21 protein-coding genes, 1 tRNA gene and 1 pseudogene are annotated in these 21,234 nt (G+C 67.3%); 12 read left to right on the top strand and 11 right to left on the bottom strand.

From position 1 onward, the window contains the following. Nucleotides 1-60: 60 nt before the first annotated feature. Entirely contained in the window at nucleotides 61-456 is a 396-nt protein-coding gene (locus tag NO360_RS14350; protein WP_256308480.1) for a hypothetical protein, read from the top strand. Here NO360_RS14350 and NO360_RS14355 read toward each other — a convergent pair. The 3 genes from NO360_RS14355 to NO360_RS14365 all read right to left on the bottom strand — a co-directional run bounded on the left by NO360_RS14355 (nucleotide 358) and on the right by NO360_RS14365 (nucleotide 3,068). Further along, nucleotides 358-1,497, bottom strand: coding sequence for a site-2 protease family protein (locus NO360_RS14355; RefSeq protein ID WP_256308481.1), 1,140 nt, complete (start codon nucleotides 1,495-1,497; stop codon nucleotides 358-360). The genes NO360_RS14350 and NO360_RS14355 overlap by 99 nt on opposite strands. Nucleotides 1,498-1,696: 199 nt before the next feature. Continuing rightward, nucleotides 1,697-1,966: a DUF7123 family protein gene (locus tag NO360_RS14360; protein WP_256308482.1), complete on the bottom strand. Its 270-nt coding sequence runs from the start codon at nucleotides 1,964-1,966 to the stop codon at nucleotides 1,697-1,699. A gap of 289 nt (nucleotides 1,967-2,255) precedes the next feature. Continuing rightward, entirely contained in the window at nucleotides 2,256-3,068 is an 813-nt protein-coding gene (locus tag NO360_RS14365; protein ID WP_256308483.1) for a molybdopterin synthase, read from the bottom strand. Nucleotides 3,069-3,194: 126 nt separating this feature from the next. Between NO360_RS14365 and pyrH the strand changes: the two genes are divergently transcribed. The 6 genes from pyrH to NO360_RS14395 all read left to right on the top strand — a co-directional run bounded on the left by pyrH (nucleotide 3,195) and on the right by NO360_RS14395 (nucleotide 10,114). Beyond that, on the top strand, nucleotides 3,195-3,914 hold the full coding sequence (pyrH, locus tag NO360_RS14370) for a UMP kinase (RefSeq protein WP_256308484.1): 720 nt from the start codon (nucleotides 3,195-3,197) through the stop codon (nucleotides 3,912-3,914). Nucleotides 3,915-3,917: 3 nt separating this feature from the next. Further along, nucleotides 3,918-5,615 carry a lysine--tRNA ligase gene (gene lysS, locus NO360_RS14375; RefSeq protein ID WP_256308486.1) on the top strand — a complete coding sequence of 566 codons (1,698 nt, stop codon included), beginning with the start codon at nucleotides 3,918-3,920 and terminating at the stop codon, nucleotides 5,613-5,615. A 149-nt stretch (nucleotides 5,616-5,764) separates the two neighbouring features. Continuing rightward, complete coding sequence (locus tag NO360_RS14380) at nucleotides 5,765-5,989, top strand: hypothetical protein (RefSeq protein ID WP_256308487.1); 225 nt, start codon at nucleotides 5,765-5,767, stop codon at nucleotides 5,987-5,989. 307 nt (nucleotides 5,990-6,296) lie between these two features. Next, on the top strand, nucleotides 6,297-8,111 hold the full coding sequence (locus NO360_RS14385; RefSeq protein WP_256308488.1) for a site-2 protease family protein: 1,815 nt from the start codon (nucleotides 6,297-6,299) through the stop codon (nucleotides 8,109-8,111). A gap of 67 nt (nucleotides 8,112-8,178) precedes the next feature. Next, nucleotides 8,179-8,415 (top strand): hypothetical protein, encoded by a 237-nt coding sequence (locus tag NO360_RS14390; protein ID WP_256308489.1) that lies wholly within the window; start codon nucleotides 8,179-8,181, stop codon nucleotides 8,413-8,415. Nucleotides 8,416-8,548: 133 nt separating this feature from the next. Beyond that, nucleotides 8,549-10,114: a heme-binding protein gene (locus tag NO360_RS14395; RefSeq protein WP_256308490.1), complete on the top strand. Its 1,566-nt coding sequence runs from the start codon at nucleotides 8,549-8,551 to the stop codon at nucleotides 10,112-10,114. A gap of 87 nt (nucleotides 10,115-10,201) precedes the next feature. On the opposite strand, the gene NO360_RS14400 is transcribed toward NO360_RS14395, so the two are convergent. From NO360_RS14400 to NO360_RS14435, 8 genes are all read right to left on the bottom strand, one after another. Beyond that, nucleotides 10,202-10,696: an SHOCT domain-containing protein gene (locus NO360_RS14400; RefSeq protein ID WP_256308491.1), complete on the bottom strand. Its 495-nt coding sequence runs from the start codon at nucleotides 10,694-10,696 to the stop codon at nucleotides 10,202-10,204. Nucleotides 10,697-10,734: 38 nt separating this feature from the next. Continuing rightward, complete coding sequence (locus NO360_RS14405) at nucleotides 10,735-10,926, bottom strand: hypothetical protein (protein WP_256308492.1); 192 nt, start codon at nucleotides 10,924-10,926, stop codon at nucleotides 10,735-10,737. 1 nt (nucleotide 10,927) lies between these two features. Continuing rightward, entirely contained in the window at nucleotides 10,928-12,010 is a 1,083-nt protein-coding gene (locus tag NO360_RS14410) for an aldo/keto reductase (RefSeq protein WP_256308493.1), read from the bottom strand. Nucleotides 12,011-12,135: 125 nt separating this feature from the next. Continuing rightward, nucleotides 12,136-13,527 (bottom strand): FAD-binding oxidoreductase, encoded by a 1,392-nt coding sequence (locus NO360_RS14415; RefSeq protein WP_256308494.1) that lies wholly within the window; start codon nucleotides 13,525-13,527, stop codon nucleotides 12,136-12,138. A gap of 335 nt (nucleotides 13,528-13,862) precedes the next feature. Continuing rightward, nucleotides 13,863-15,662 (bottom strand): oligoendopeptidase F, encoded by a 1,800-nt coding sequence (pepF, locus tag NO360_RS14420; RefSeq protein WP_256308495.1) that lies wholly within the window; start codon nucleotides 15,660-15,662, stop codon nucleotides 13,863-13,865. Between the two features lie 85 nt (nucleotides 15,663-15,747). Further along, nucleotides 15,748-16,176, bottom strand: coding sequence for a DUF7112 family protein (locus NO360_RS14425; protein WP_256308496.1), 429 nt, complete (start codon nucleotides 16,174-16,176; stop codon nucleotides 15,748-15,750). Nucleotides 16,177-16,182: 6 nt separating this feature from the next. Then, nucleotides 16,183-16,614 (bottom strand): 30S ribosomal protein S6e, encoded by a 432-nt coding sequence (locus NO360_RS14430; protein ID WP_256308497.1) that lies wholly within the window; start codon nucleotides 16,612-16,614, stop codon nucleotides 16,183-16,185. 120 nt (nucleotides 16,615-16,734) lie between these two features. Beyond that, nucleotides 16,735-17,838 carry an aminopeptidase gene (locus tag NO360_RS14435; RefSeq protein WP_256308498.1) on the bottom strand — a complete coding sequence of 368 codons (1,104 nt, stop codon included), beginning with the start codon at nucleotides 17,836-17,838 and terminating at the stop codon, nucleotides 16,735-16,737. Nucleotides 17,839-17,898: 60 nt separating this feature from the next. Here NO360_RS14435 and NO360_RS14440 point away from each other — a divergent pair, with 60 nt between their 5' ends. From NO360_RS14440 to NO360_RS14460, 5 genes and pseudogenes are all read left to right on the top strand, one after another. Then, on the top strand, nucleotides 17,899-18,807 hold the full coding sequence (locus tag NO360_RS14440; RefSeq protein ID WP_256308499.1) for an ATP-grasp domain-containing protein: 909 nt from the start codon (nucleotides 17,899-17,901) through the stop codon (nucleotides 18,805-18,807). Between the two features lie 79 nt (nucleotides 18,808-18,886). Then, a complete protein-coding gene (gene gnd, locus NO360_RS14445; protein ID WP_256308500.1) occupies nucleotides 18,887-19,789 on the top strand; it encodes a phosphogluconate dehydrogenase (NAD(+)-dependent, decarboxylating) in 903 nt (300 codons plus the stop codon). A 170-nt stretch (nucleotides 19,790-19,959) separates the two neighbouring features. Continuing rightward, nucleotides 19,960-20,547, top strand: a complete 588-nt coding sequence (locus tag NO360_RS14450) for a 2Fe-2S iron-sulfur cluster-binding protein (protein ID WP_256308501.1) — start codon at nucleotides 19,960-19,962, stop codon at nucleotides 20,545-20,547. A gap of 71 nt (nucleotides 20,548-20,618) precedes the next feature. Continuing rightward, nucleotides 20,619-20,691 (top strand) — tRNA-Arg (locus NO360_RS14455). Between the two features lie 314 nt (nucleotides 20,692-21,005). Then, a pseudogene (locus NO360_RS14460) lies at nucleotides 21,006-21,234 on the top strand (CPBP family intramembrane glutamate endopeptidase); the annotation flags it as partial.

Consider the following 21,234-nt stretch of genomic DNA (forward strand, 5'->3'; position numbering starts at 1 on the left):
GCGAGTGACGGGAGTCGAACGATCGGGAGACATTACTGGGAGGAGCCGGAGATCCGAGGTATGCCCTCCAGACGCCCGTTCATCGACGTCGAGACCGGAACGCTCGACAGGACGCAGATTCTCGCAGAGGCCGTCCCGCTCGCCCGACTCGTGCTGTACGTCGGCCTGGCCGCGCTCGTCCCCTTCGCGCTCGCGTTCTTCTTCGGCGGATCGGTCGTCGGGATGCTCCTGACCGCCGTCGGCCAGTTCGTGCTCGCGGTCGGTGCGGGGATCGTTCTCATCTACGTCGTCGTCCGCGGCATCGACATCGCCGGAGTCCCGCGACGCGACGACGCGGGCGAGCGGCCCGACGGACCCTCAGATCGACATCACTTCGACGGGGACGAGGAGGAAACAGAGCGCGCCGAGCGCGAAGGTGGCGAGACCGACGGCGATCCGGACGGTCCCGAGCGGTGAGTCGTCGACGGGGTTCGCCGGTCCCTTGAACGCGACCACCGCGGAGAGCAGCCCCCAGAACCCCCACAGGCCGACCGACTCGTTCAGCCCGTAGCCGAGGCCGTAGTGGAGGTACGCGGCGAGTCCGAACAGCACGGCGGGGACGACCGCCGCGATGCGTTCCTGCGATTCACCGACCATCGCCCGGAGGATGTGTCCGCCGTCGAGTTGGCCGACCGGGAGCAGGTTCAGCACGGTGAAGAACATCCCGACCCAGCCGCCGATGACCACGGGGTTGACGGCCACCGTGGGGTCCGAATACTCGGTCGGTCGGCCGAGGACCCCCGCGATGAGGTCGAGCAGCGGCGGGTTGTTGAAGACGATGACCTGCCCCGTACCCCGGATCGCCCACTCCGGGACCGCAATCGGCGGGAGCGAGACGCCGATCGCGGTGACGACGACCGTCGCCCCCAGTCCCGCGAGCGGTCCCGCGACGCCGATGTCGAAGAGCGCTTTTCGGTCGGGCATCTGCCCGCGCATCCGGATGACCGCGCCGAGGGTCCCGAACGGGAAAATGAAGGGAATCACGTACGGCAGCGACACGTCGACGCCGTGGTACCGGCCCATCGCGTAGTGGCCGAGTTCGTGCGTCGCGAGCACACCGAGGATGGCCGCGGTGAAGGGCCACGCCTGGAGCACGAGCAGCGGATCGGCGAGCAGTTCCGAGAGCGGTGTATAGTACCAAGTCAGCGACCCGACGAGGAGCGTCGAGACGATCGTGGCGACGAACAGGCCGAGGTTCTTCCAGGGGACTCCGTCGATCCCCTGACTGACGGGGCGGGCGATCACGACGTCCTCGGTTCCGTTCCGTGTGGTTGCGACCTGGATCTCGTACCCCGCTTCGCGGAACGCCGCCCACACCTCCCGCACCAGCATCCGCTCGGGCACCAGCGACTCGCCGTAAAACAGCAACCGGTCGTCGTCGCGTCTGGTCTCGTGGAGGTGAAAGACCGACTGCAGCGCCTCGATCGGCGGTTCGGCCGCCGAGTCCGGGGAATCCATCGGGCCACCGTACGGGACGTGATCGGATAAACGCCACGACGGGGGCGAATCGCAGGGCGTGCGATGCTGGAAAAGGGTGGCGTTGGGGAAGGGGAACGATCGGCGGCTATTGGATCTGTCTCCGGCAGAACGGGAGTTTCAGGGCGATGCGGAGACGGCACACCGCGTCAAGTCGTTCGGGCGGCGATGCGGGACGGCCTCAGGCCGTGTCCTGTGCGGGTTCGATTCGCCAGGTGGTCGCGCTCGTGTACGACCACTTCTCGACGGTCAGTTCCGAGGCGGAATCGCTGAGTTTCACCATCAGCGCGCCGATCTCTTTCGGGGAGAGCCCGACCTCGTCGGCGATGAACTTCGATTTGAAGTACATCTCGCCGTCCTGCGCCTTCGTGAGCAGGTACGACTTCAGGCGCTCCTCTTTGGACAGGTCGTCGCTGGCGGATTCAGTGGAGGGTGTCGCGGTTGCGCTCATCTGTGTCACCTCGCTCTCGCCTTGTCGTCGGGGGAGTATATAAACGGAGGAACGTTAGGAGGAATTCGACTCTATTCACTCGACATCGACGATTTAAACGATGCTTCAGCGACACTCGAAAATCTTTTAGAAGTTTTATTGCTATTTCTAACTGTTTATTTCGTCTGTAAATATCTGAATTCAGCTTCGCAAAACGGGCGGCTAATCGGGTCGATTTGCACGTGATATGCAGCAACACTCGCCGAGAAACCGGCGGCGCGCGGGTCGTTCGCCCCTCCGGAAACGGCGACTACTGCCTGTCGTGAACCCAGAAGTCCTCTTCGACCGTCGTCTCGTGTTTGAAGATCGGCACTTCGTCCTTCAGGCGATTGATGCCGTCGGAGACGGTCTCGAAGGCCTCCCCGCGGTGCCCGGCGAGGACGACCACGAAGACGATGTCCTCGCCCGCTTCGAGCGTGCCGGTTCGGTGAAAGAGCGCGACCTCCTCGACGCCGTCTCGTTCCATCAGTTCCGACTCGATGGTCCGCAACCGGTCGTCGGCGACGCCCTCGTACTTCTCGAAGGTGAGTTCGAGCGTTCGCGAGTCGTCCGGGTCGTCCCGTGCCCGCACTCGCCCGGTGAACGTCGCGATCGCGCCCGCTCGGTCGGCCCGCGGGGACTCCTTGACGCGCTCGACGAGCGTTTCGAGCGTCACGTGCGGGTCGGCGTCGGCGAGCGCATCGAGCGCGTCGCCGGTGTCGACGTCTGCGGCGGCGTCAGCGGCGACGACGGCGTTCTCCGCCTCGGTATCTCCCAGCGCGATCGTCGGGACGTCGGCGTCGGGGAATCCGACGAGCAGCGCGTGGTCGAACGTCGCCGCCAGGTCGTCGAGGACGTCGTCGAGGTCCCGGCCCTCGCCGGTAGCGGCCCAGGTCCCGTCGTCGCCGAGTTCGTACGCGGCGTCGACGCCCTCGCTCCGATCCGGGCCGTCCGGCGCGGGACCATCCCCCGAGCGCGCTCCCGCGGCGGACCGCTCGACGACCGCGACCCGTCCGTCCAGGTGCGGGCTCATTCGCTCACAGAGCGTCCGTGCCTCCGGACCGACGACTCCGAGTAGTTGCATACCCCGAAATCGGGGCGGCGATCGGCTTGAGACTTACTGTCGACCGTCCGTCCGTGACGAGGGCCGCCGCTCGGGGCCGTACTCGGTTGACAACCCTTAAGCCCGGTTCGCGGCAACGACGGAGCAATGAGAGTCGTCGTTTCTATCGGCGGGAGCGTGCTCGCTCCCGACCTCGACGCCGGGCGCGTCGAGGGCCACGCAGCGGTCGTCGAGACGCTCGCCGACGAGGGATGCGAGATCGGGGCCGTCGTCGGCGGCGGGGGCGTCGCCCGCGACTACATCGAGACCGCCCGCGACCTGGGCGCGAACGAGGTCCAACTGGACCAGATCGGGATCGACGTGACCCGGATCAACGCCCGATTGCTCATCGCCGCGCTCGGCCCGCGGGTCGACCCCAAAGTGGCCCACGACTACGAGGACGCCGGCGACGCGATCCGCCGCGGCGACGTCTCGGTGATGGGCGGCGTGATGCCCGGACAGACGACCGACGCGGTGGCGGCGGCGCTCGCGGAGTACGTCGGTGCCGACCTGCTCGTGTACGCGACGAGCGTCGACGGCGTCTACAGCGCCGACCCGAGCACCGACGCCAACGCCGAGAAGTACGACCGTCTGACCGGCAGCGAACTCGTCGACGTGATCGCGCCGATGAGTCGTGACGCGGGCGCGTCCGCGCCGGTCGACCTCCTCGCGGCGAAACTGATCGAGCGCGCGGGGATGCGCACGATCGTCCTCGACGGGACCGACCCCGAGCGGATCGAGGACGCCGTCCTCCGGGGCGAGCACGACGGAACCGACGTCGTCCCCACCGCCGCCGAAGGCGAACCGACCTACTGGGCGCAGCGATAAGCTATGAGCGAGGGATCCGACTCTGAGCGCGACGCGGACGCCGACGTACCGGCCGACGAACGCGGCGGGGAGGTCATAGCGCAGGACGCGGAGCGCGACGAACCGCGCCGGGCGTTCTGGGCCGACGAGGTCGCGGACGAGATCGAGGCGCGCGACCCCGAGGACCCGATCGTGATCAAGGGGGGCGTCTCGCCCTCCGGCGTCGCGCACCTCGGCAACTTCAACGAGATTATGCGCGGGTACTTCGTCGCCGCAGTCCTTCGCGAGCGCGGCCACGAGGTCCGGCAGGTTTTCACGAGCGACGACCGCGACCCGCTCCGGAAGCTCCCCCGAAAGCTCGCCGACGTCGACGGCGACATCGTCGGGCTGGGCGACGTCGACGCCGGCGCGCTCGGCCGAAACCTGGGCAAGCCCTACACCGACATCCCGGATCCTTTCGGCGAATCGGAGTCCTACGCGGCGCATTTCGCCGCGCTCCTGAAAGCCGACGCCGACCGCCTCGGAATCGAGGTCGAGATGCTCTCGAACACCGAGATGTACGAGGACGGCGACTTCGACGCGGTCGTCGCACACGTCCTCGAAAACGTCGACGACGCCCGCGAAGTGCTCTCGAAATACCAATCGAAGGTCGACGACGACTACGTCCCGTTCAACCCGGTCTGTGCGGAGTGCGGGAAGATCACCGAGACGGTCACGTCGGTCGACGTCGACGCGGGCACCGTCGAGTACGTCTGCACCGATATGACCGTCGGCGACGAGACCATCGAGGGCTGCGGCCACGAGGGGACGGCGACGTTCCGCGAGGGGAAACTCCCGTGGCGCTTCGAGTGGCCCGCGCAGTGGCAGATCCTCGGCGTCGACTTCGAGCCGTTCGGGAAGGACCACGCCGAGGGGTCGTGGCCCTCCGGCGAGGACATCGCCCGCAACGTCCTCGGGATCGAGCCCCCGGTGCCGATGGTGTACGAGTGGTTCACGCTCAACGGCGAGGCGCTCTCCTCGTCGGCGGGCAACATCGTCACCGTCGCGGAGATGCTGGAACTGCTGGAACCGGAGGTCCTCCGGTACTTCTTCGCGCTGAATCCTCGGAAGGCGCGGGACTTCGACGTCTCTCGGCTGGACCAGTTCGTCGACGACTTCGACCGCTTCGAGCGGGCGTACTTCGGCGACGTCGACGACGAGTCGCTCTCGGCGTTCGCCGAGCGGGCGTACCCGTTCGTCGTCGACGACGTGCGCGAGGAGCGCGTCCGCCTGCCGTACACGTTCGCGGCCGTTCTCGGGATGACCGACGACCGCGACCTCCGGATCGAGATGGCGCGAAACGAGGGCTACTTCGACGACGACACCCCCGAGTGGGCCATCGAGGAGGCGCTCGAACGGGTCGACCGGGCGCGCGCCTGGGCCGAGCGCGAGGACAACGAGTACAACTACCGCATCCAGGAGACCCTTCCGGACGTCGACGTTTCGTCCCCGGTCGCGGCCGCGCTCGACGAACTCGCGGACTTCGTCGACGCGGGTCACGACGGCGAGGCGATCCAGGGCGAGATGTACGAGACGGCGCGCCGTCACGACATCGAAGTCGGCGACTTCTTCGAGGCGGGCTATCTGCTCTTCTTCGACCAGCCGCAGGGGCCCAGACTCGGCGAGTTCCTCGGCGAACTCGACACGGCGTTCGTGGTCGCCAGGCTTCGGCGCGAGTCGTAGCGTCGCGGGGGCGGCGGGCGCTGTGGTCACGGTTCAGCGGTCGCCGGCGGGCAAACCGCGAGCGCAACGAAACTCGCGGAGTAAGAAACCGGTGATCGATCCTCTCGTCAAGGTTTCTAAGTGCCTCCAGACGAGAGATGGTCGGCACGATGGACGAAGTACTCGAAGTAGTCGACGTCGTCGCCGACTCGGGATTGGAAGGCGTCGTCACCTGGCTACTGCGCCTGCTCGGGCTCGTCGCCCTGATCGCGGGCCTCGGACTCTGGCTCCTCACCGAGGCAGGGCTGCTCTGGCTCCCGGCAATCCTGATCCTCGTCGGACTCGTCCTGCTCGCCGCGCCCAGCGTGCTCTTGGTGCTGGCGGAGTTCGCCTGAACGCACCTTCGGACGCTCGATCGCTGGTAACACAGAGGCGGAAGCTGTCGGTCTATCGTAGCGGTCGCAAGCCTCACTCACGCGACGGAACGAGTGCGGCCGGACGAGCGATCGTTGCAAGCGGGACGAGTAGTCAGTTGCAAAGGCCACGATATCTTCTCCCGTGTTTCACCGCGAGCGAGGCCGGAGGCCGAGCGAGCGGCTCTTTTTCGTCCAGCTTTTTGCGAGGAGGGTTCGCTTCGCGCACCCGACGAAGTAAAAGGTGGATGAGGAACACCTTTTGGCGCTCGTCCCTTCTCGTCCGACGATGAACACGCTTCTGTGGGTGCTCGTCGGCCTCGCCGCGTACTCGGCGGCCGCGCTGTTCCTCTCCCAGCGCGGGCTGTTGCCCTCCTCGGTTCGCATCCAAGGACCGTTCACGACTGTGCACACGAAACGAGGGCGTGACTTCATCGACTGGATCGCGACGCCGAAGCGCTTCTGGCGCGCGTGGACCAACCTCGGCGTCGGCGCGACGCTCGTGATTATGGCGGGGATGTTCTTCTTCCTGCTGGTGCAGGGGATCGCCATCGCCCGGAACCCGCCCGCGCCCTCCTCGGTGAATCAGCCGCAGAACTTCCTCGTCATTCCCGGCGTCAACGACTTCCTGCCGCTGTCGGTGGCCCCGGAGATCATCTTCGGACTGCTCGTCGGCCTCGTCGTCCACGAGGGGGGCCACGGGATCCTCTGCCGCGTCGAGGGGATCGACATCGACTCGATGGGCGTCTTTCTCTTCACGATCATCCCGCTCGGCGCGTTCGTCCAACCCGACGAGGAGAGCCAGCGGGAGGCGAGTCGCGGCGGCCGAACCAGGATGTTCGCGGCCGGCGTGACGAACAACTTCTTCGTGACCTTCCTCGCGTTCGCCCTCCTCTTTGGTCCGGTGATCGCGAGCATCGGCGTCGCTCCGGGAATGGCCGTCCAGGGGGCGTACGACGGGTCCCCCGCGGACGCCGCGGAGATCAGACAGGGCGATCGGATCACCGCCGTCGGCGGCGTTCCGGTCGGCAACGAGAGTTCCCTCGATGCGGCGCTGCTCGGCACGAACGAACGGACCGTCGCGGTCGAACTCGACGGGGGTGACAGCGCCGCCGGCCGGGAGTCGCGGACGGTCGACGTCGAACGTTCGCTGGTCGTCGCCGGCTCCGTCGCGGGCAACCCCGCGAACATCAGCGTCGACGACGAACCGATCGCGGTGACGGCCGTGAACGGGTCGCCGGTGTACACGCGGGCCGGGTTCGCCGAGGTCGTCGGCGAGGACCGCTACGCCGAACTCGAAACCGACCGCGGGACGGTCACGGTCCCCGTCGGTGCGTACCTCACGCGGGTCGCCGAAGACGGGCCACTCGCCCAGTCCGGCGCGCCGACGGAACCGGGCGTGATCGTCACCGCGATCGACGGACAGCGGATCGTCTCCTCCACCGAACTCACTCGCGTCCTCGACGGGACCGAGCCCGGCGAGACGGTGACGGTCGAACTCTACCACGGCGGGGAGATCGGAACACGGAACGTGACGCTCGGCGAGAACCCGCAGGACGGTAGCGGGTTCCTCGGCGTCAACATCTTCCCGGGAACGAGCGGGCTGCTCCTGACCGACTTCGGCGCGCAGTCGTACCCCGCCGGGACGTACCTCGAACTGCTCGGCGGCGACGGCGGCCCCGACGCGGTCGGACTCACCGGAGCCGTCGCCGACTCGCCGCTGGCGACCGTCTACGTCGCACTGGTGCTCCCGCTCGCCTCGCTGGTGCTCGGGATCCCCAACTTCCCCGGGTTCACGGCGAACGTGTTCAACTTCTACACCGTCGGCGGACCGCTCGGCTTCCTCGGAACGGGCGTGTTCCTCCTCGCGAACGTCTCCTTCTGGATGGCGTGGATCAACCTCCAGTTGGGTCTGTTCAACTGTATTCCCGGCTACCCGCTGGACGGCGGCCGGATCCTCCGGACGAGCGTGGAGGCGGTCGTCTCGCGGCTCCCGATCGACGACCGCAACCGGGTCGTCAGCACCATCACGACCGGCGTCGGCGTGACGATGCTGCTGTCGCTCCTGCTTCTCATCTTCGGCCCGACGCTGCTCGGCGGATGAGGAGACGACCGCGATCCCGGACCACCTCCCACAGATACTTGCCGTCGCGGCCACGATTTCGGCGGCGATGACCGATCCCGAACTGCAGCGTTCCGTCCGTCGGAGCGCCGCCGTCCTGCTGGTCCCGCTCTCCCTCCTGCTCGTCCAGGTCGAGGTCGTCACGAGCCACCTCCCCGGCGTCGTCGAGTCCCCGTTGCCCGGGCTCTCCCGGGGCGTCGGCGTCGTGCTACTGCTGGTGTCTCTGCTGTACCTGGTCGTGAGCGGCGCGAGACAGCTCTACGGGGCGGCCGACACTCCATTCTGACTCGGTCGATCGTCGCCCGGCGGCGTCGGGAGATTCCGTCAGTGTCGGGGCGCGCCGCCGAGCGGACGAGGACGCTCCCGGAATCTGAGAACGACTCGCAACGTCCATACGGGTGGCGTCCCAACCCCGGAGTATGCCAGAGGCCCCACCAACTGACGAGGGCTGGTTCGTGCTGCACGACTTCCGCACCGTCGACTGGGACGCGTGGCGGGACGCGCCCGACCGCGAACGCGAGCGCGCGATCGCGGAGGGGACCGAGTACCTCCGACGCCACGAGGAGATCACAGACGCCGACGAGGGCGACTCGGCGGTCTTCTCGGTCCTCGGTCACAAGGCCGACCTGCTCGTCGTCCACTTCCGGCCGACGCTCGACGACCTCTCGCGCGCCGAGCGCCGCTTCGAGCAGACCGCGCTCGCGGGCTTCACCGACCAGCCGACCTCGTACGTCTCCGTCACTGAAATTTCGGGCTACACCAGTCCCGATTACTTCGAGGATCCCGAATCGGCCGACGAGGGCCTGCGACGCTACATGGAGGGCAAGAAGAAACCAGAGATCCCCGACGACGAGTACGTCTCCTTCTACCCGATGTCGAAGCGCCGCGGGGAGGAGCACAACTGGTACGACCTCCCCTTCGACGAGCGCGCCGAGATGATGGCGACGCACGCCGAGACGGGCAAGGAGTACGCGGGGAAGATCAAGCAGGTCATCGCCTCCTCGGTCGGCTTCGACGACTACGAGTGGGGCGTGACGCTGTTCTCCGAGGACCCGGCCCACATCAAGGACATCGTCTACGATATGCGCTTCGACGAGGTGTCCTCGAAGTACGGCGAGTTCGGGCAGTTCTACGTCGGTCGTCGCTTCCCGCCGAACGACCTCGGCGCGTACCTCGAAGGCGCGGCGGTGCCGACGAGCGAGCACGCCGGCGGAGAGGAGATCACCCGACGCCTGCACGGCGACGCCGACGCCCACGGCGAGGCGCACGGCCACGCGCACGGTGACGCCGCCCACGGTGGAGCGGGCGGTCACGGGGGCGCCCACGGCGGCGGGAGCGCCCACGGGGACTCACCGCACGGAGAAGAGGCGGCCGAAGGGTCCGAGGCCGCCGACGGCGACGACGACAGCATCCGCGAGGAACTCGCGGACCTGAACATCTACGCCGGCAAACCCCACGGCGAGGACGTCTACGCGACGGTGCTCTACTCGGAGGCCGACACCGACGAGCTGTTCGACGAAGTCGAGGGGCTCCGAGGGAACTTCGATCACTACGACACGCACGTGAAGACCGCGGTCTACGAGGCCAGCGGGCGCGAGCGCAGCGCCGTCGTGAGCATCTGGGACACCCAGTCGGCGGCGGAGACGGCCGCCGGCTTCCTCTCGGAACTGCCCGGCATCGTCTCGCGGGCCGGCGAGGAGTCGGGCTTCGGGACGATGGGGATGTTCTACACGGTCAAACCCGAACACCACGGAGACTTCGTCGAGACCTTCGGCACCGTCGGCGAACTCCTCGATGAGATGGAGGGCCACCAGGAGACGGACCTGATGATGAACGTCGAGGACGAGAACGATATGTTCATCTCCAGCCAGTGGGACGCACGCGAGGACGCGATGGAGTTCTTCCGCTCCGATGAGTTCAGCGAGACGGTCCAGTGGGGCCGCGACGTGCTCGCCGACCGACCGCGACACGTCTTCCTGGCGTAGGGCCCCGTTTAAATTGTCTGACGCGTTTGCGACTGCAGCGTCAGACGCCGCCGGGTGCGTCGGTTTCGAAGCGAAACGAAGGGGTCGCTACCGCTCGCGTTCGATCGATCGGGTGCCGGCGTCGCCGGACTCCGCGGGGCCGGGTCCCTGCCCGGAGAGACCCTCGGTTTCGACGAGGGCCTCCAGGCGACGCTCGAACTCCGCGTGGTCGATTTCCCCTTCGGCGTACCGCGTCCGGAGCCGCTGAATCGGGCGTTCGTCGGCGGCGTCGTCGGATCCGCCACCGCCGAAGAGTCCGATCGAACCGGATTCGGTCGTCCCCGTCGCGTCGACGGCGTCGGTCGTGCCGAGGCCGTTCGATTCCGTCGTGCCGCGGAGGCGTCCGGCGGCGTACAGCACGCCGTACCAGAGGAGCATCGTCGCCGGCGCGACGACCAGAAACGCCGTGACCGGGTTGGCGTAGGTGAAAAGCGACATCACGGCGATCCACGCGCCGACGACGAGACCGATCAGGGGAGGGCTCCGCGCGACGGCGGAAACGTACTCGGAGAGTCGCGTCCCGAGCCGATGGAGGACCGTCATACGCGAGAATCTGTCGGCCGGTAGAAAAATCGTTTCGGTCAGTCCGATCGACGGCGACGGTACGCGACGACCCCGACGACGCCGGTCAGGAGCGTCAGCGCGTCCCACGGCGAGGGGTCGACGTCGCGGGCGCGAGCGTCGCGGCGGACCCACGCGGTCAGCGCCACGTGGGCGACGGCCGTCAGCGCGAGGAACGCCGTCGAGCGCGAGACCGGTGCGTCCGCGGCCACGTCAGTCCGAGGACGCGGAGTTCCGCGGCCCCGCCGTCGCCCGCTTGTCGATTCCCGCCGCGCGGATGTCCTCGCCGCCGACGGAGGAGCGGAGTTCGTCCATCCCGTCGTCGCGGTCGATGCCGAAGTTGTCGGCGTACAGCTCCGCGACGCGCGCCAGTTCCTCCTCGGACAGTTTCGGGACCTCCGAGGCCGCGGCCCACTCGGTGATGTCTTCCTTCGTGTGGAACGTCGGCGTCACGGTCGCGACCGCGTCGTGGCTGAGGAGGTACGCGATGGCGGCCTGCCCCATCGTGCGCTCGCCCTCTCGCTCCAGGAAGCGGAGCGTGTCGAGCTTCTCCCAGCCCGTCTCGTACCACGCGTCGGGACGGAACCCGCGGTGGTCGTCGAGGTCGTGGCCCGTCTCGGGCGTCACCTGCTCGTTCAGCAGTCCCGAGGAGTGGGGGACGCGGGGGATCAGACTGGTCGAAGAGCCCGTCCGCTCGATGGTGTCGAGGAAGTGGTTGCCGACCTCCTGCTCGAAGAGGTTCCAGACGAGTTGCAGCGAGTCGAACTCCTCTTCGATGGCCATATCGCCCTCCGCAAGCCAACCGATCGAGGGGCCGAGCGCCCAACCGATCGAGCGAACGAGCCCCTCCTCTTTCAGTTCGTCGAGCGCCTCCAGCACGTCCGCGTCGACCTCGTCGACGTTCGCGTTGTGTAGCTGGAGGACGTCGACGTACTCCATCCCGAGTCGGTCGAGGCTCTTCTCGGTCGCCGAGCGGACCCACTCGCCGGTGATCTCCTTGGGGAGTTCGCCGTGGCCCGCCTGGGGGTTGTTGTAGAAGTCGTAGCCGATCTTCGTGGCGACGGTGGCCTCGTCTCGGTACGCAGCGAGCGCCTCGCCGAGCAGTTCCTCGCTGTCGCCGTGACCGTACACGTCGCCGGTGTCGAAGTAGGTGATTCCCTCGTCGATCGCGTGGTGGATGAGGTCGATCGAGTCCTCGCGCGTCCGATCGCCCCACCAGTCGGTGCCGACGACCCACGCGCCGAACCCGACCTCGCTCACTTCGACGTCGGAGTCGCCCAGCGTCTGGAAGTTCATACCCGAACGTTGGGCGGCGATTTATTTAGAGTGTCGGCTGCTCCCGGAAATCGAGAACGCAACTGGCGAACGGCAGCCGTTTGCTCGACTATCTGTGTCACTCGTCCGTCAGCGTCACTCGTACATCAGCGTCGCTCGTACGCGAACAGTCCGTCGGGGTCGTGCGTCTCGCGAACCCGCCGCAGTCGCTCGGCGTTCGCGGCGTACACGTCGTCGGCGTCGGACGCCCGCCCGCCGGCGAAGTTCGGGAGCGTGCCCGGAAGCGACGCCCCGTCGCGGAACCGGTCGCAGGTCTCGCGCACCCACGCGACGTTTTCGGTCGTCGCCGTCGGATCGTCCCACGCGGCCTCGACGTTCACGACGACGTCGGCGTCGCGGCCGACGAGCGGGGTCGCCGACTCGGACACCCGCCCGACCGCGCCGTGCATCGGCCAGACGACGATCGTCGACAGGTCCGAGGGGGCGGCGTCTGCGGCCCGCCGCAGTTCGGCGATCGCGTCGTCGTCGAGCCGTGCGAGCGGCACGGACTTCCAGTAGTACCGACGGCCGGCCGGGAAGTCCCCGTCCATCATCGACTGGAGTTCCGTGTAGGGCATCGCCTCGAACGACTCGGCGAACGCGTCGGGGTGGTCGCGGAACGGCTCGAACTCCCGCCGACCGGCCTCGGGGTCGCCGGCGTAGACCCCGGCAACGCAGAGCGCGAGGTCGCTATGGCGATCGGCGGGGAACTCGGCGGTCGTCGGAACGCGCGCGAGGTACGGAAACACGCAGGACTCCGCCGGAGCGGTCCGCTGATACTCGCGGTACGCGCCGAGCGCGTCGCCGGCGGCCGCGGCGGGCAGCCACGACTCGAAGTACCCGACGTCGTGGTCGAGCGGATGGAGGTCGAACTCGAAGGCCGTGACGACGCCGGGCGTGCCGCCGCCCCGGGCCGCCCAGAAGACGTCGGTGTCGCGGTCGGCGTTCGCCGCCACGCGCTCGCCGCGGCCGGTGACGACCTCGATTTCGCGGAGGTTGTCGGCGGTGAACCCGTGCTTCGGCGAGAGGTAGCCCGTTCCGCCGCCGAGCGTGAGACCCGCGACGCCGGTGTCGGCGTACACGCCGCCGGGCGTCGCAAGCCCGAACGACTGCGCGGCGCGGTCGAGCGTCCCCCAGGTCGTCCCGGGCCCGACGCGCGCGATCCGTTCCTCGGGATCGATCCGCACCCACTCCATCCGCGAGCAGTCGACGACGAGGCCGCCGGAGACGACCGAGGAACCGGAGACGCTGTGCCCGCCGCTCCGGACCGCGGTTTCGAGGTCGCGCTCGCGGGCGAAGTCGACCGCGACTCGCACGTCGTCGACGGATTCGCAGTACGCGACTACTGCCGGATACTCGTTTACCAGTCCGTTCCAGACCCGCCGCGCCTCGGCGTAGCCGTCGTCGAACGGCGTCACGACGCCGCCGTCGAGCCGTTTCGAGAGGCTCCCGGTCGGGAGTGCCGCCGCAGCTTCCCGGGCGTCCCGGTTCGCGTCCATACGGACACGTGTCGGCGACGTGGCTTACCGATTGGGGCCCGTCCGCACGGAGGTTTATATTCGATCGCGTGGCCAGACGGGCCGTGACGTAGGAGTCGTCCCGCGCCGGGCAGCGGGTGTTCGGCACGTCGGCGCGGGAGGCGGCGACAGCGACGCGGTCGTCGCCGTAGGAGTCGACCGCGATGTCGGCGGCGGCGGGCTCAACCGTGACATCGCCGTCGTCGTGGAGGTCGATCGCGACGTCGCCGGTGTCCTGAGAGTCGACCGCGCCGTCGTCGCGAGCGGGTGCCGACTGTTCGCCATTCCGTCGGACGGGCGCACGCGGAGAATCGCGCCTACGCCGCCGAGAGCAACGCCGCCATCCGGTCGAGGTACTCGTCGTAGACCGAGATGGCGGACTCGATCGGCTCCGAAGTCGTCATATCGACGCCGGCGGCGTCGAGGACGTCGATCGGATACTCCGACCCGCCGAGCGCCAGCGCCTCCCGGTACGCCGACGCGACGTCCTCGCCCTCCTCTAAGATCCGCTCGACGATCGCGACGGCGGCGGAGATGCCCGTCGCGTACTGGTAGACGTAGTAGTTGTAGTAGAAGTGGGGGATCCGCATCCACTCGCGGTCGATGCGGTCGTCAAGTTCGGCCGGGGCGTAGAACTCCGACTTCAGGTCGCGGTACTCCTCGTCGAACCGATCGGGCGTGAGCGCGCCGTCGGCCTCGGCGATCTCGTGGATTCGGAGCTCGAAGTCCGCGAACATCGTCTGCCGGAACAGCGTCTGTCGGAAGCGTTCGAGGTACTCGTCGAGCACGTGCATCCGGAGTGCGTCGTCCTCGACGGTCTCGAGGAGGTGATGCGTGAGGAGCGTCTCGTTGACCGTCGAGGCCACCTCCGCGACGAAGATCGTGTAGTCTGCGTACTGCCAGGGCTGTTCGTCCTTCGCCAGTTCGGAGTGCAGCGAGTGCCCGAGTTCGTGCGCCAGCGTGAACATCGAGGTGATGTCGTCCTGGTAGTTCATCAGGATGAACGGCTGGGTGTCGTAGGTTCCCGCGGAGAACGCCCCGGAGCGCTTGCCGCGGTTCTCGTAGACGTCGACCCAGCGCGATTCCAGCCCCTCAGCGACGCGCTCTTGGTACGCCTCGCCGAGCGGTGCGACCGAGTCGACGATGTACTCGGTCGCCTGTTCGTAGGAGATGTCGGGCCCTTCGTCGCCCGTCATCGACATATACAGGTCCCACATCTCGAGGTCGTCGACGCCGAGTGCCTCCCGCTTCAACTCGGCGTGTCGGTGGAGGCTCTCGAGGTTGTCGTGGACCGTCTCGATGAGCGTGTCGTACACCTCGACCGGGACGTTCGGACCGTCGAGCGCCGCCTCTCGCGCGGTCTCGTAGTGTCTTGCGCGCGCGTACTTCACATCCTTCCTGATGCTGTTCTTCAACGAGGTGCCGACCGTGTTGCGGACGTCGCCCCACTCGTCGTAGAACCCCTCGTAGACCTCCCGTCGGAACGCGCGGTCGGGGTGTTTCTGGAGTTTCGTGAAGTTGCCCTGCGTGATCTCCACCGACTCGCCGTCGGGACGTTCGACCGTCGGGAACGCCATATCGGCGTTCGAGAGCATCCCGAAGATCTCCGAGGAGGCACCGGCGACTTCCCCCAGTTCCGCGAGCAACTCCTCGATCTCCGCCGAGCGGGTGTGGGGTTTCGTCCGCAGGACGTCGTCGAAGTAGTGCTCGTAGGCCGCGAGTTCGGGTTCGCGCTCGACGAACGACGCGACGTCCGACTCGTCGAGTCGCTGGAGTTCGGGTTCGAGGAAGCTCACCGCCGACTGCGTCGCCGAGGAGAGCGACTCGGCTTTCGCGCTCATCGCCTGGTACTCCTGGTTCCGAGTGTCTTCGGCGCTCCGCAGGTTGGCGTAACTGACCACCTGCGAGACTTCGCGGAGCAGTTCTTCGCGAAGTTCGAGCAGTTCCAGAAGCGTCTCCGGGCTCTCGGTGGCCCGTCCCTCGTACGCCCGCAGGTCGTCGACGCGGTCGGTGACCGATTCGTACGCCGCCTCCCAGGCGTCGTCGTTCGCGTAGATACTCGTGAGGTCCCACTTGTCCTCGGTATCGATCTCGCCCCGTTCGGGAACCTGACTCATACCGGGAAGAGCGGTGGCGTGGTGGTAAGACTTACTCACCCGGCCGAATCCGCGGAGGACGTCCGGTAGCCGAAAGTATGAACGCCTACTCCCGAAGCGAGGAAGCGATGTCGCGGAGCGACTGGTCCGGACGCGCCGGGACGTCGTAGACGACGCGCTCGCCGGGGTCGCGGAGTCCGTAACAGAACCCCGGATCGAGCTCGTCGAGTTCGACTGCGTCCTCCGGTTCGCGGTCGTGCTCCGCACACCACTCGACGAGCCGGTTTTCTCCCTCTCCCGGCTCGCGCGTCAGCCGTTCGTTGTCGTAGGCCCCGCGAACGAGCAGCCCCGTGGAATCGGAAACGACGCGCGCGTGGGTCGTCGCGCCGTCGAGTAGTAGTCTGACGACGTCGCCCGCGTCGACGGCGGCGTCGTCGGGGAGACGGAGACAGGGTCGCCTGGTGCCGCCGCTGCGGGCGATGGTGGCCCGCAGACTCGTTACCGAGGCGTGGTCGCTCGGGATCCGTTCGGACACGAGCGGTTACTCGTCCGCGTCCGCGTCGTCTGCTTCGTCGGCGTCTGCGTCGTCGGCGGCTTCCTCGGCCGCTGCTTCCTCGTCGTCGCCGAGCGTGCCGTCGACGACCGCGGCGTTGATCTGTGCGGTCTCGTCGGAGACCTGTCGGCCGCGAACAGTGATGCGCTTGCGCTCGCCGTCGCGGGACGGGTTGTAGCCCACGCCGCCCTCCAGGAGGAGTTCTTTCAGACTCGATCCGGCGACGTCGGCCCGCATCGGTCGGCCCGCTTCGTCGGAGCCTCCGGTGAGTTCCAGCGCGTGACCGTCGAGACCGACGGCACCGCCGTCGACCTCGTCGCCGATCTCGCGGCCGAGGAACCGGTTCGCGTCCTGTCCGTCGACCTCGAACTGCTCTGTGTGTCCGGTCTCGTCGGAGACGACGACCTTGAATTCAGCCATAAACGGGAGGAGACGGCCGCCGATAAAAAGTACGTCGAAAGCGACTCCCGGCCGAACGCCGCCGCAGGCGGACGAGGAGTCCGGTTCGAGGCGGGACGAACCGACCGACTAACGAGGCGATCAGCCGTCGGTGTCGAATCCCGCTTCCCAGCGGAACCGGCCGTTTCGCTGGACGACCTCGCCGTCGACTTCGAGCCGCGAGTCCTCGCTGACGTCGGTGATGAGGTCGACGTGGACGGCCGAGTCGTTGCCCGACTCGCCGTCGGGGAGGCAGGCGTCGTAGGCCCGTCCGAACGCGAGGTGGACGGTGTCGCCCATCTTCTCGTCGAAGAGGATGTTGTCCGTGATCCGGTCGATCCCGCGGTTCATTCCGATGCCGAGTTCGCCGAGCCGACGCGCCCCCTCGTCGGTATCGAGCAGGTCACCGAGAGTCTCTTCGCCGGCCTCGGCGCTGAAATCGACGATGCGACCGTCTTCGAATCTGAACCAGACGTCGCGAACGCGCGTGCCCGAGATGGTCATCGGAACGTCGAAGACGACCTCCCCCTCGGTGTCGTAGGGCGCGGTGAACACCTCGCCCGACGGGAGGTTGTGCGAGTCGTAGGCGACGGAGGCGGCGGAGTTGACCGCGGTCCGCCCCTCGATCGACATCCGGAGGTCCGTGTCGCCGGTCACCAGCCGCACCTCGCTCCCCGCGTCAAGGACCGACTTCAACTCCGCCATCTCCTCGGCGAGAGACTCCCAGTCGCGGAGGATCGCCCCGTAGACGAACTCCTGGTACGACTCGTAGGACATCCCGGCCTGCTGGGCCAGCGACCGCGTCGGGTGGACGGTCGACACCCAGTCGGTCTCCATTCGCGCCTCCTTGATCGGCTGGCGCGCTCGCGCCGCGGCCTGCCGCGTCGCGCCGTCGACGTCCGCGGTCGCGAACGTGTTGCGGCCGCCGCCGAGGAAGAGGACGGAATCGGCGTTCTCGTACAGCGCGAGTTCGTGCGCCGGTGCCTCGTCGAAGTCCCCCGAGTGCGCGCGGAGGTACGCACGAGAGACCTCGTCGGAGGCGTAGGTCGTCACGACGTTGGCCTCGCGCTCGCCGAGCGCCTCCGCGACGGCGACAGCGAGGTCGTGTGCGCCCTCCGCGACGCTGACGACGACGTCGTCGCCCGGTTCGATGCGTGCACTCCAGTCGACCAGCGTCTCGGCGTGCTCGCGGATGCGTTGATCCATACAGCATCTGCGTGGGCGCGGTCAAAAACGCTTATCGCCCGACGCGGCCGAGCGCCGGGTGTGACAGCCATCGCACTGGCGACCGCCGCCGACCTGCCCGCACTCGTCGACGACGACAGTTCGTTTCTGGCCGCGCTGCGGGACCGAGGAGTCACCGCGACGCCGGTCGTCTGGTCCGACGAGTCGGTTGCCTGGGACGACTTCGACGCCGTCGTCATCAGATCGACCTGGGACTACTACCGCCGTCCGGACGAATTCGCGGCGTGGATCGATCGCGTCGACGCGGCGTCGCCGACCGTGTTGAATCCGCCCGAGACGCTGCGGTGGAACCGCCACAAGTTCTATCTGCGCGATCTGGCGGCCCGCGGCGTCGACACGTTTCCGACGGAGTACGTCCAGCGAGGAGCGGACGCGTCCCTCGCCGCCGTCTTCGAGCGACGCGACTGGGACGAAGCCGTCGTCAAGCCCGCCGTGAGCGCGGGCGCGTTCGAGACGAAACGCATCGCTCGTGGGGAGGCGGCGACCGAACAGCCGTGGTTCGACGACCTGCTCGCCGATCGCGACGTCCTCGTCCAAGAGTTCGCCGACGGGATCACGGCGGGCGAGTGGTCGCTGGTGTTCTTCGACGGCGACTACAGTCACGCGGTCCTCAAGCGACCGGAAGCCGGCGACTTCCGCGTTCAGGAGGACCACGGCGGCAGCGTCGCCGCCGAGACGCCGAGTGAGTCGCTACGGGAGCGAGCCAGCGAAGTCGTCGACGCCGTGCGTGCCGAACGCGGCGGTACGGTGCCGCTGTACGCTCGCGTCGACGGGATCGGACGGGCCGAGCCGGAACGGTTCGAGAACACAGCCCGAAGCGGCCCGGCGTTCCGACTGCTCGAAGTCGAACTCATCGAACCGGAGCTGTTCTTCCGGGTCGACGCCGACGCCGGCGAACGGTTGGCCGAGGCCCTCCTCGACCGTCTCTGAGGCTCGTATCCGGCGATCGCGGTCGCCTGGCTCCCGCGAAACCGCAACCACTACGACCTCCGGCCGAGCAGCCTCCGGTATGCAACTGGGCGTCATCGGCCTCGGCCGGATGGGACAGATCGTCGTCGACCGCGTGCTCGACGCCGGACACGACGTCGTAGCGTTCGACCTCGACGCGGCGGCGGTCGCGACTGCCGCCGACGCGGGCGCGAGGCCGGCAGAGGACCTCAACGACCTCACCGACCGTCTCGGCGAGGGGAAACGGATCTGGCTGATGGTCCCCGCCGGCGAGGCCGTCGACGCGACGCTCTCGGAACTCGAACCGCACCTCGACGCGGAGGACGTCGTCGTCGACGGCGGCAACTCCCACTTCGAGTCGTCGGTCCGCCGAGCGGAGTCGACGGACGCGGCGTACCTCGACTGCGGGACCTCCGGCGGCCCGGCCGGGGCCGAACTGGGCTTCTCGCTGATGATCGGCGGCCCCGAGTGGGCCTACGAGGCGATGACGCCCGTCTTCGACGCCATCGCCACCGGGCCGGCCGGCCACGACCGGATGGGCCCGAGCGGGTCGGGCCACTACGTGAAGATGGTCCACAACGGCGTCGAATACGCCCTGATGCAGACCTACGGCGAGGGGTTCGAGTTGCTCGCGAACGGCCGCTACGATCTCGATCTCGAATCGGTCGCCCGCACGTGGAACAACGGCGCGGTCATCCGGTCGTGGCTGCTCGAACTCTGCGAGGAGGCGTTCCGCGAGGAGGGGAACGACCTCGGCGACGTCGCCGACCACGTCGCGGGCGGGTCGACCGGCACCTGGACCGTCCAGGAGGCGCTCGAACAGGAGATTCCGGTGCCACTCATCTACCAGGCCCTCGCAGAGCGCTTCGGCAGCCGCGCCGACGACGGCCGCTTTGCTCGCCGACTGGCGAACCGCCTGCGCTACGGGTTCGGTCGGCACGAGGTCCAGCGGCGCGGGGAGTAAACAGACCACATCGGCGGCGGTTACTGAACAACTGCCACGGGCGGGATTGGAAGGGGCCGCGGGGGCTTCCGAGCGCTTCTTGGCAGTTCTTCTCGTGTTCGCGGTATTCACGAAACCGTATCGCCGCGGCAATCACAATTTCCTTAACCCCCGACTCCGTAGCCGCCGATATGGTCGAAATCAACCTCGTGGGGCTGGGTCTCGGGGTAACCCTGACGCTCCTCGCGGTGTCGCTGCACTACGCCCGTGGCACCGGGTGGTCCCCCACCGGAGACATCTCCCAGGAGGTGCTCGAACAGCGGGCGAGCGCCGTGCCGGAGACGGACTTCCCCGAACCGATGAACCGCTCCATCGGCGGCGGTGCCGCCCCCGCAGGGGCAGTCGCCGGCGGCGAGGAAGGCGCCGAACTCGAAGAGGGCGGCGAGGCCGAGGAGTCGAGTCCGGCCGACATCCCCGAAGACGAGATCGAGTACTTCGAGGTCGAGTTCGCGAAGCAGGGCGAGACGATCGAACTCGCGAACAACGAGACAGTCCTCGAACAGGGCGAAGAGCACGGCTGGGACCTCCCCTACGCCTGCCGACAGGGACAGTGCGTCTCCTGTGCCGGTCAGATCACGTCCGGTGGGAACTCCGAGGACTACGTCGTCCACGACAACCAGCAGATGCTCGACGACGCCGAACTCGACGAGGGCTACACGCTCACCTGCGTCGCCTACCCCCGAGCGGACTTCACGATCGAGACGGGCGAAGCGCCCTGAGACGGCCGGTTCGTTCGACTTTTGAGCGCGTTCACAACCGTTAAACCACCAGCAGGTCTACCCGTTTTCGAGGGCCCGTAGCTCAGTGGACAGAGTCCCTGGTTCCGGACCAGGATGTCGCGGGTTCAAATCCCGTCGGGTCCGTCAGATTTTCTGACGGGGCGAATTCAACAGACTGCGGCCGGGTGTATATAAGCTAATCCCCTTATGACGATTTTGAGTTCGTTACTTAGCGTGACGGGGGTCGTCGCCTTCGTGCGGTTCGTGAAATACACAAGATGGAGTTGTACTAAGTCCTTTGGGTGATCGGGGCGCTGTTCTAGGTTGTTGCAATGGGTTGTGATGGGATTATTCGCATACTTGCGGCCACGACAGACTAAATTGGTCAGTATAGATCAAATTGTTCACACTAATTAAGATGTAGAAAATATTTAAATAAGTCTTCAGAATCCCAAACGATGGCTCGTCCTGAGATAGCCCCTCCTGCGTTTAAGCGAGGGTTATTGGTCCTCGTCACAGCATATTTTGTTATAATCGCTCTTCTGTCTGGACTGGCACTTATCTCTGGCAGAGGGTCTCCCCCACCACTTCTGGGGATGGCTTGGGGCATCTTGCTTGTTGGAATCGGGGTTGGAGCGTATAGACTTGAAGGAGTGTCCCCACGTTCGATTCTGTCGTTTTCCCAAT

The organism is Halobellus litoreus, from assembly GCF_024464595.1.
In the GTDB taxonomy this organism is placed as follows: Archaea; Halobacteriota; Halobacteria; order Halobacteriales; family Haloferacaceae; genus Haloquadratum; species Haloquadratum litoreum.

What these genes read in the sequence shown, in the direction of transcription:
- NO360_RS14380 (WP_256308487.1), top strand. Translation starts at nt 5,765, where the DNA reads ATGGACGAAGTACTCGAAGTAGTCGACGTCGTCGCCGACTCGGGATTG.
- NO360_RS14400 (WP_256308491.1), bottom strand. Translation starts at nt 10,696, where the DNA reads ATGACGGTCCTCCATCGGCTCGGGACGCGACTCTCCGAGTACGTTTCC.
- NO360_RS14365 (WP_256308483.1), bottom strand. Translation starts at nt 3,068, where the DNA reads ATGCAACTACTCGGAGTCGTCGGTCCGGAGGCACGGACGCTCTGTGAG.
- NO360_RS14355 (WP_256308481.1), bottom strand. Translation starts at nt 1,497, where the DNA reads ATGGATTCCCCGGACTCGGCGGCCGAACCGCCGATCGAGGCGCTGCAG.
- lysS (WP_256308486.1), top strand. Translation starts at nt 3,918, where the DNA reads ATGAGCGAGGGATCCGACTCTGAGCGCGACGCGGACGCCGACGTACCG.
- pyrH (WP_256308484.1), top strand. Translation starts at nt 3,195, where the DNA reads ATGAGAGTCGTCGTTTCTATCGGCGGGAGCGTGCTCGCTCCCGACCTC.
- gnd (WP_256308500.1), top strand. Translation starts at nt 18,887, where the DNA reads ATGCAACTGGGCGTCATCGGCCTCGGCCGGATGGGACAGATCGTCGTC.
- NO360_RS14390 (WP_256308489.1), top strand. Translation starts at nt 8,179, where the DNA reads ATGACCGATCCCGAACTGCAGCGTTCCGTCCGTCGGAGCGCCGCCGTC.
- NO360_RS14415 (WP_256308494.1), bottom strand. Translation starts at nt 13,527, where the DNA reads ATGGACGCGAACCGGGACGCCCGGGAAGCTGCGGCGGCACTCCCGACC.
- NO360_RS14360 (WP_256308482.1), bottom strand. Translation starts at nt 1,966, where the DNA reads ATGAGCGCAACCGCGACACCCTCCACTGAATCCGCCAGCGACGACCTG.
- pepF (WP_256308495.1), bottom strand. Translation starts at nt 15,662, where the DNA reads ATGAGTCAGGTTCCCGAACGGGGCGAGATCGATACCGAGGACAAGTGG.
- NO360_RS14450 (WP_256308501.1), top strand. Translation starts at nt 19,960, where the DNA reads ATGGTCGAAATCAACCTCGTGGGGCTGGGTCTCGGGGTAACCCTGACG.
- NO360_RS14385 (WP_256308488.1), top strand. Translation starts at nt 6,297, where the DNA reads ATGAACACGCTTCTGTGGGTGCTCGTCGGCCTCGCCGCGTACTCGGCG.
- NO360_RS14410 (WP_256308493.1), bottom strand. Translation starts at nt 12,010, where the DNA reads ATGAACTTCCAGACGCTGGGCGACTCCGACGTCGAAGTGAGCGAGGTC.
- NO360_RS14350 (WP_256308480.1), top strand. Translation starts at nt 61, where the DNA reads ATGCCCTCCAGACGCCCGTTCATCGACGTCGAGACCGGAACGCTCGAC.
- NO360_RS14435 (WP_256308498.1), bottom strand. Translation starts at nt 17,838, where the DNA reads ATGGATCAACGCATCCGCGAGCACGCCGAGACGCTGGTCGACTGGAGT.
- NO360_RS14430 (WP_256308497.1), bottom strand. Translation starts at nt 16,614, where the DNA reads ATGGCTGAATTCAAGGTCGTCGTCTCCGACGAGACCGGACACACAGAG.
- NO360_RS14395 (WP_256308490.1), top strand. Translation starts at nt 8,549, where the DNA reads ATGCCAGAGGCCCCACCAACTGACGAGGGCTGGTTCGTGCTGCACGAC.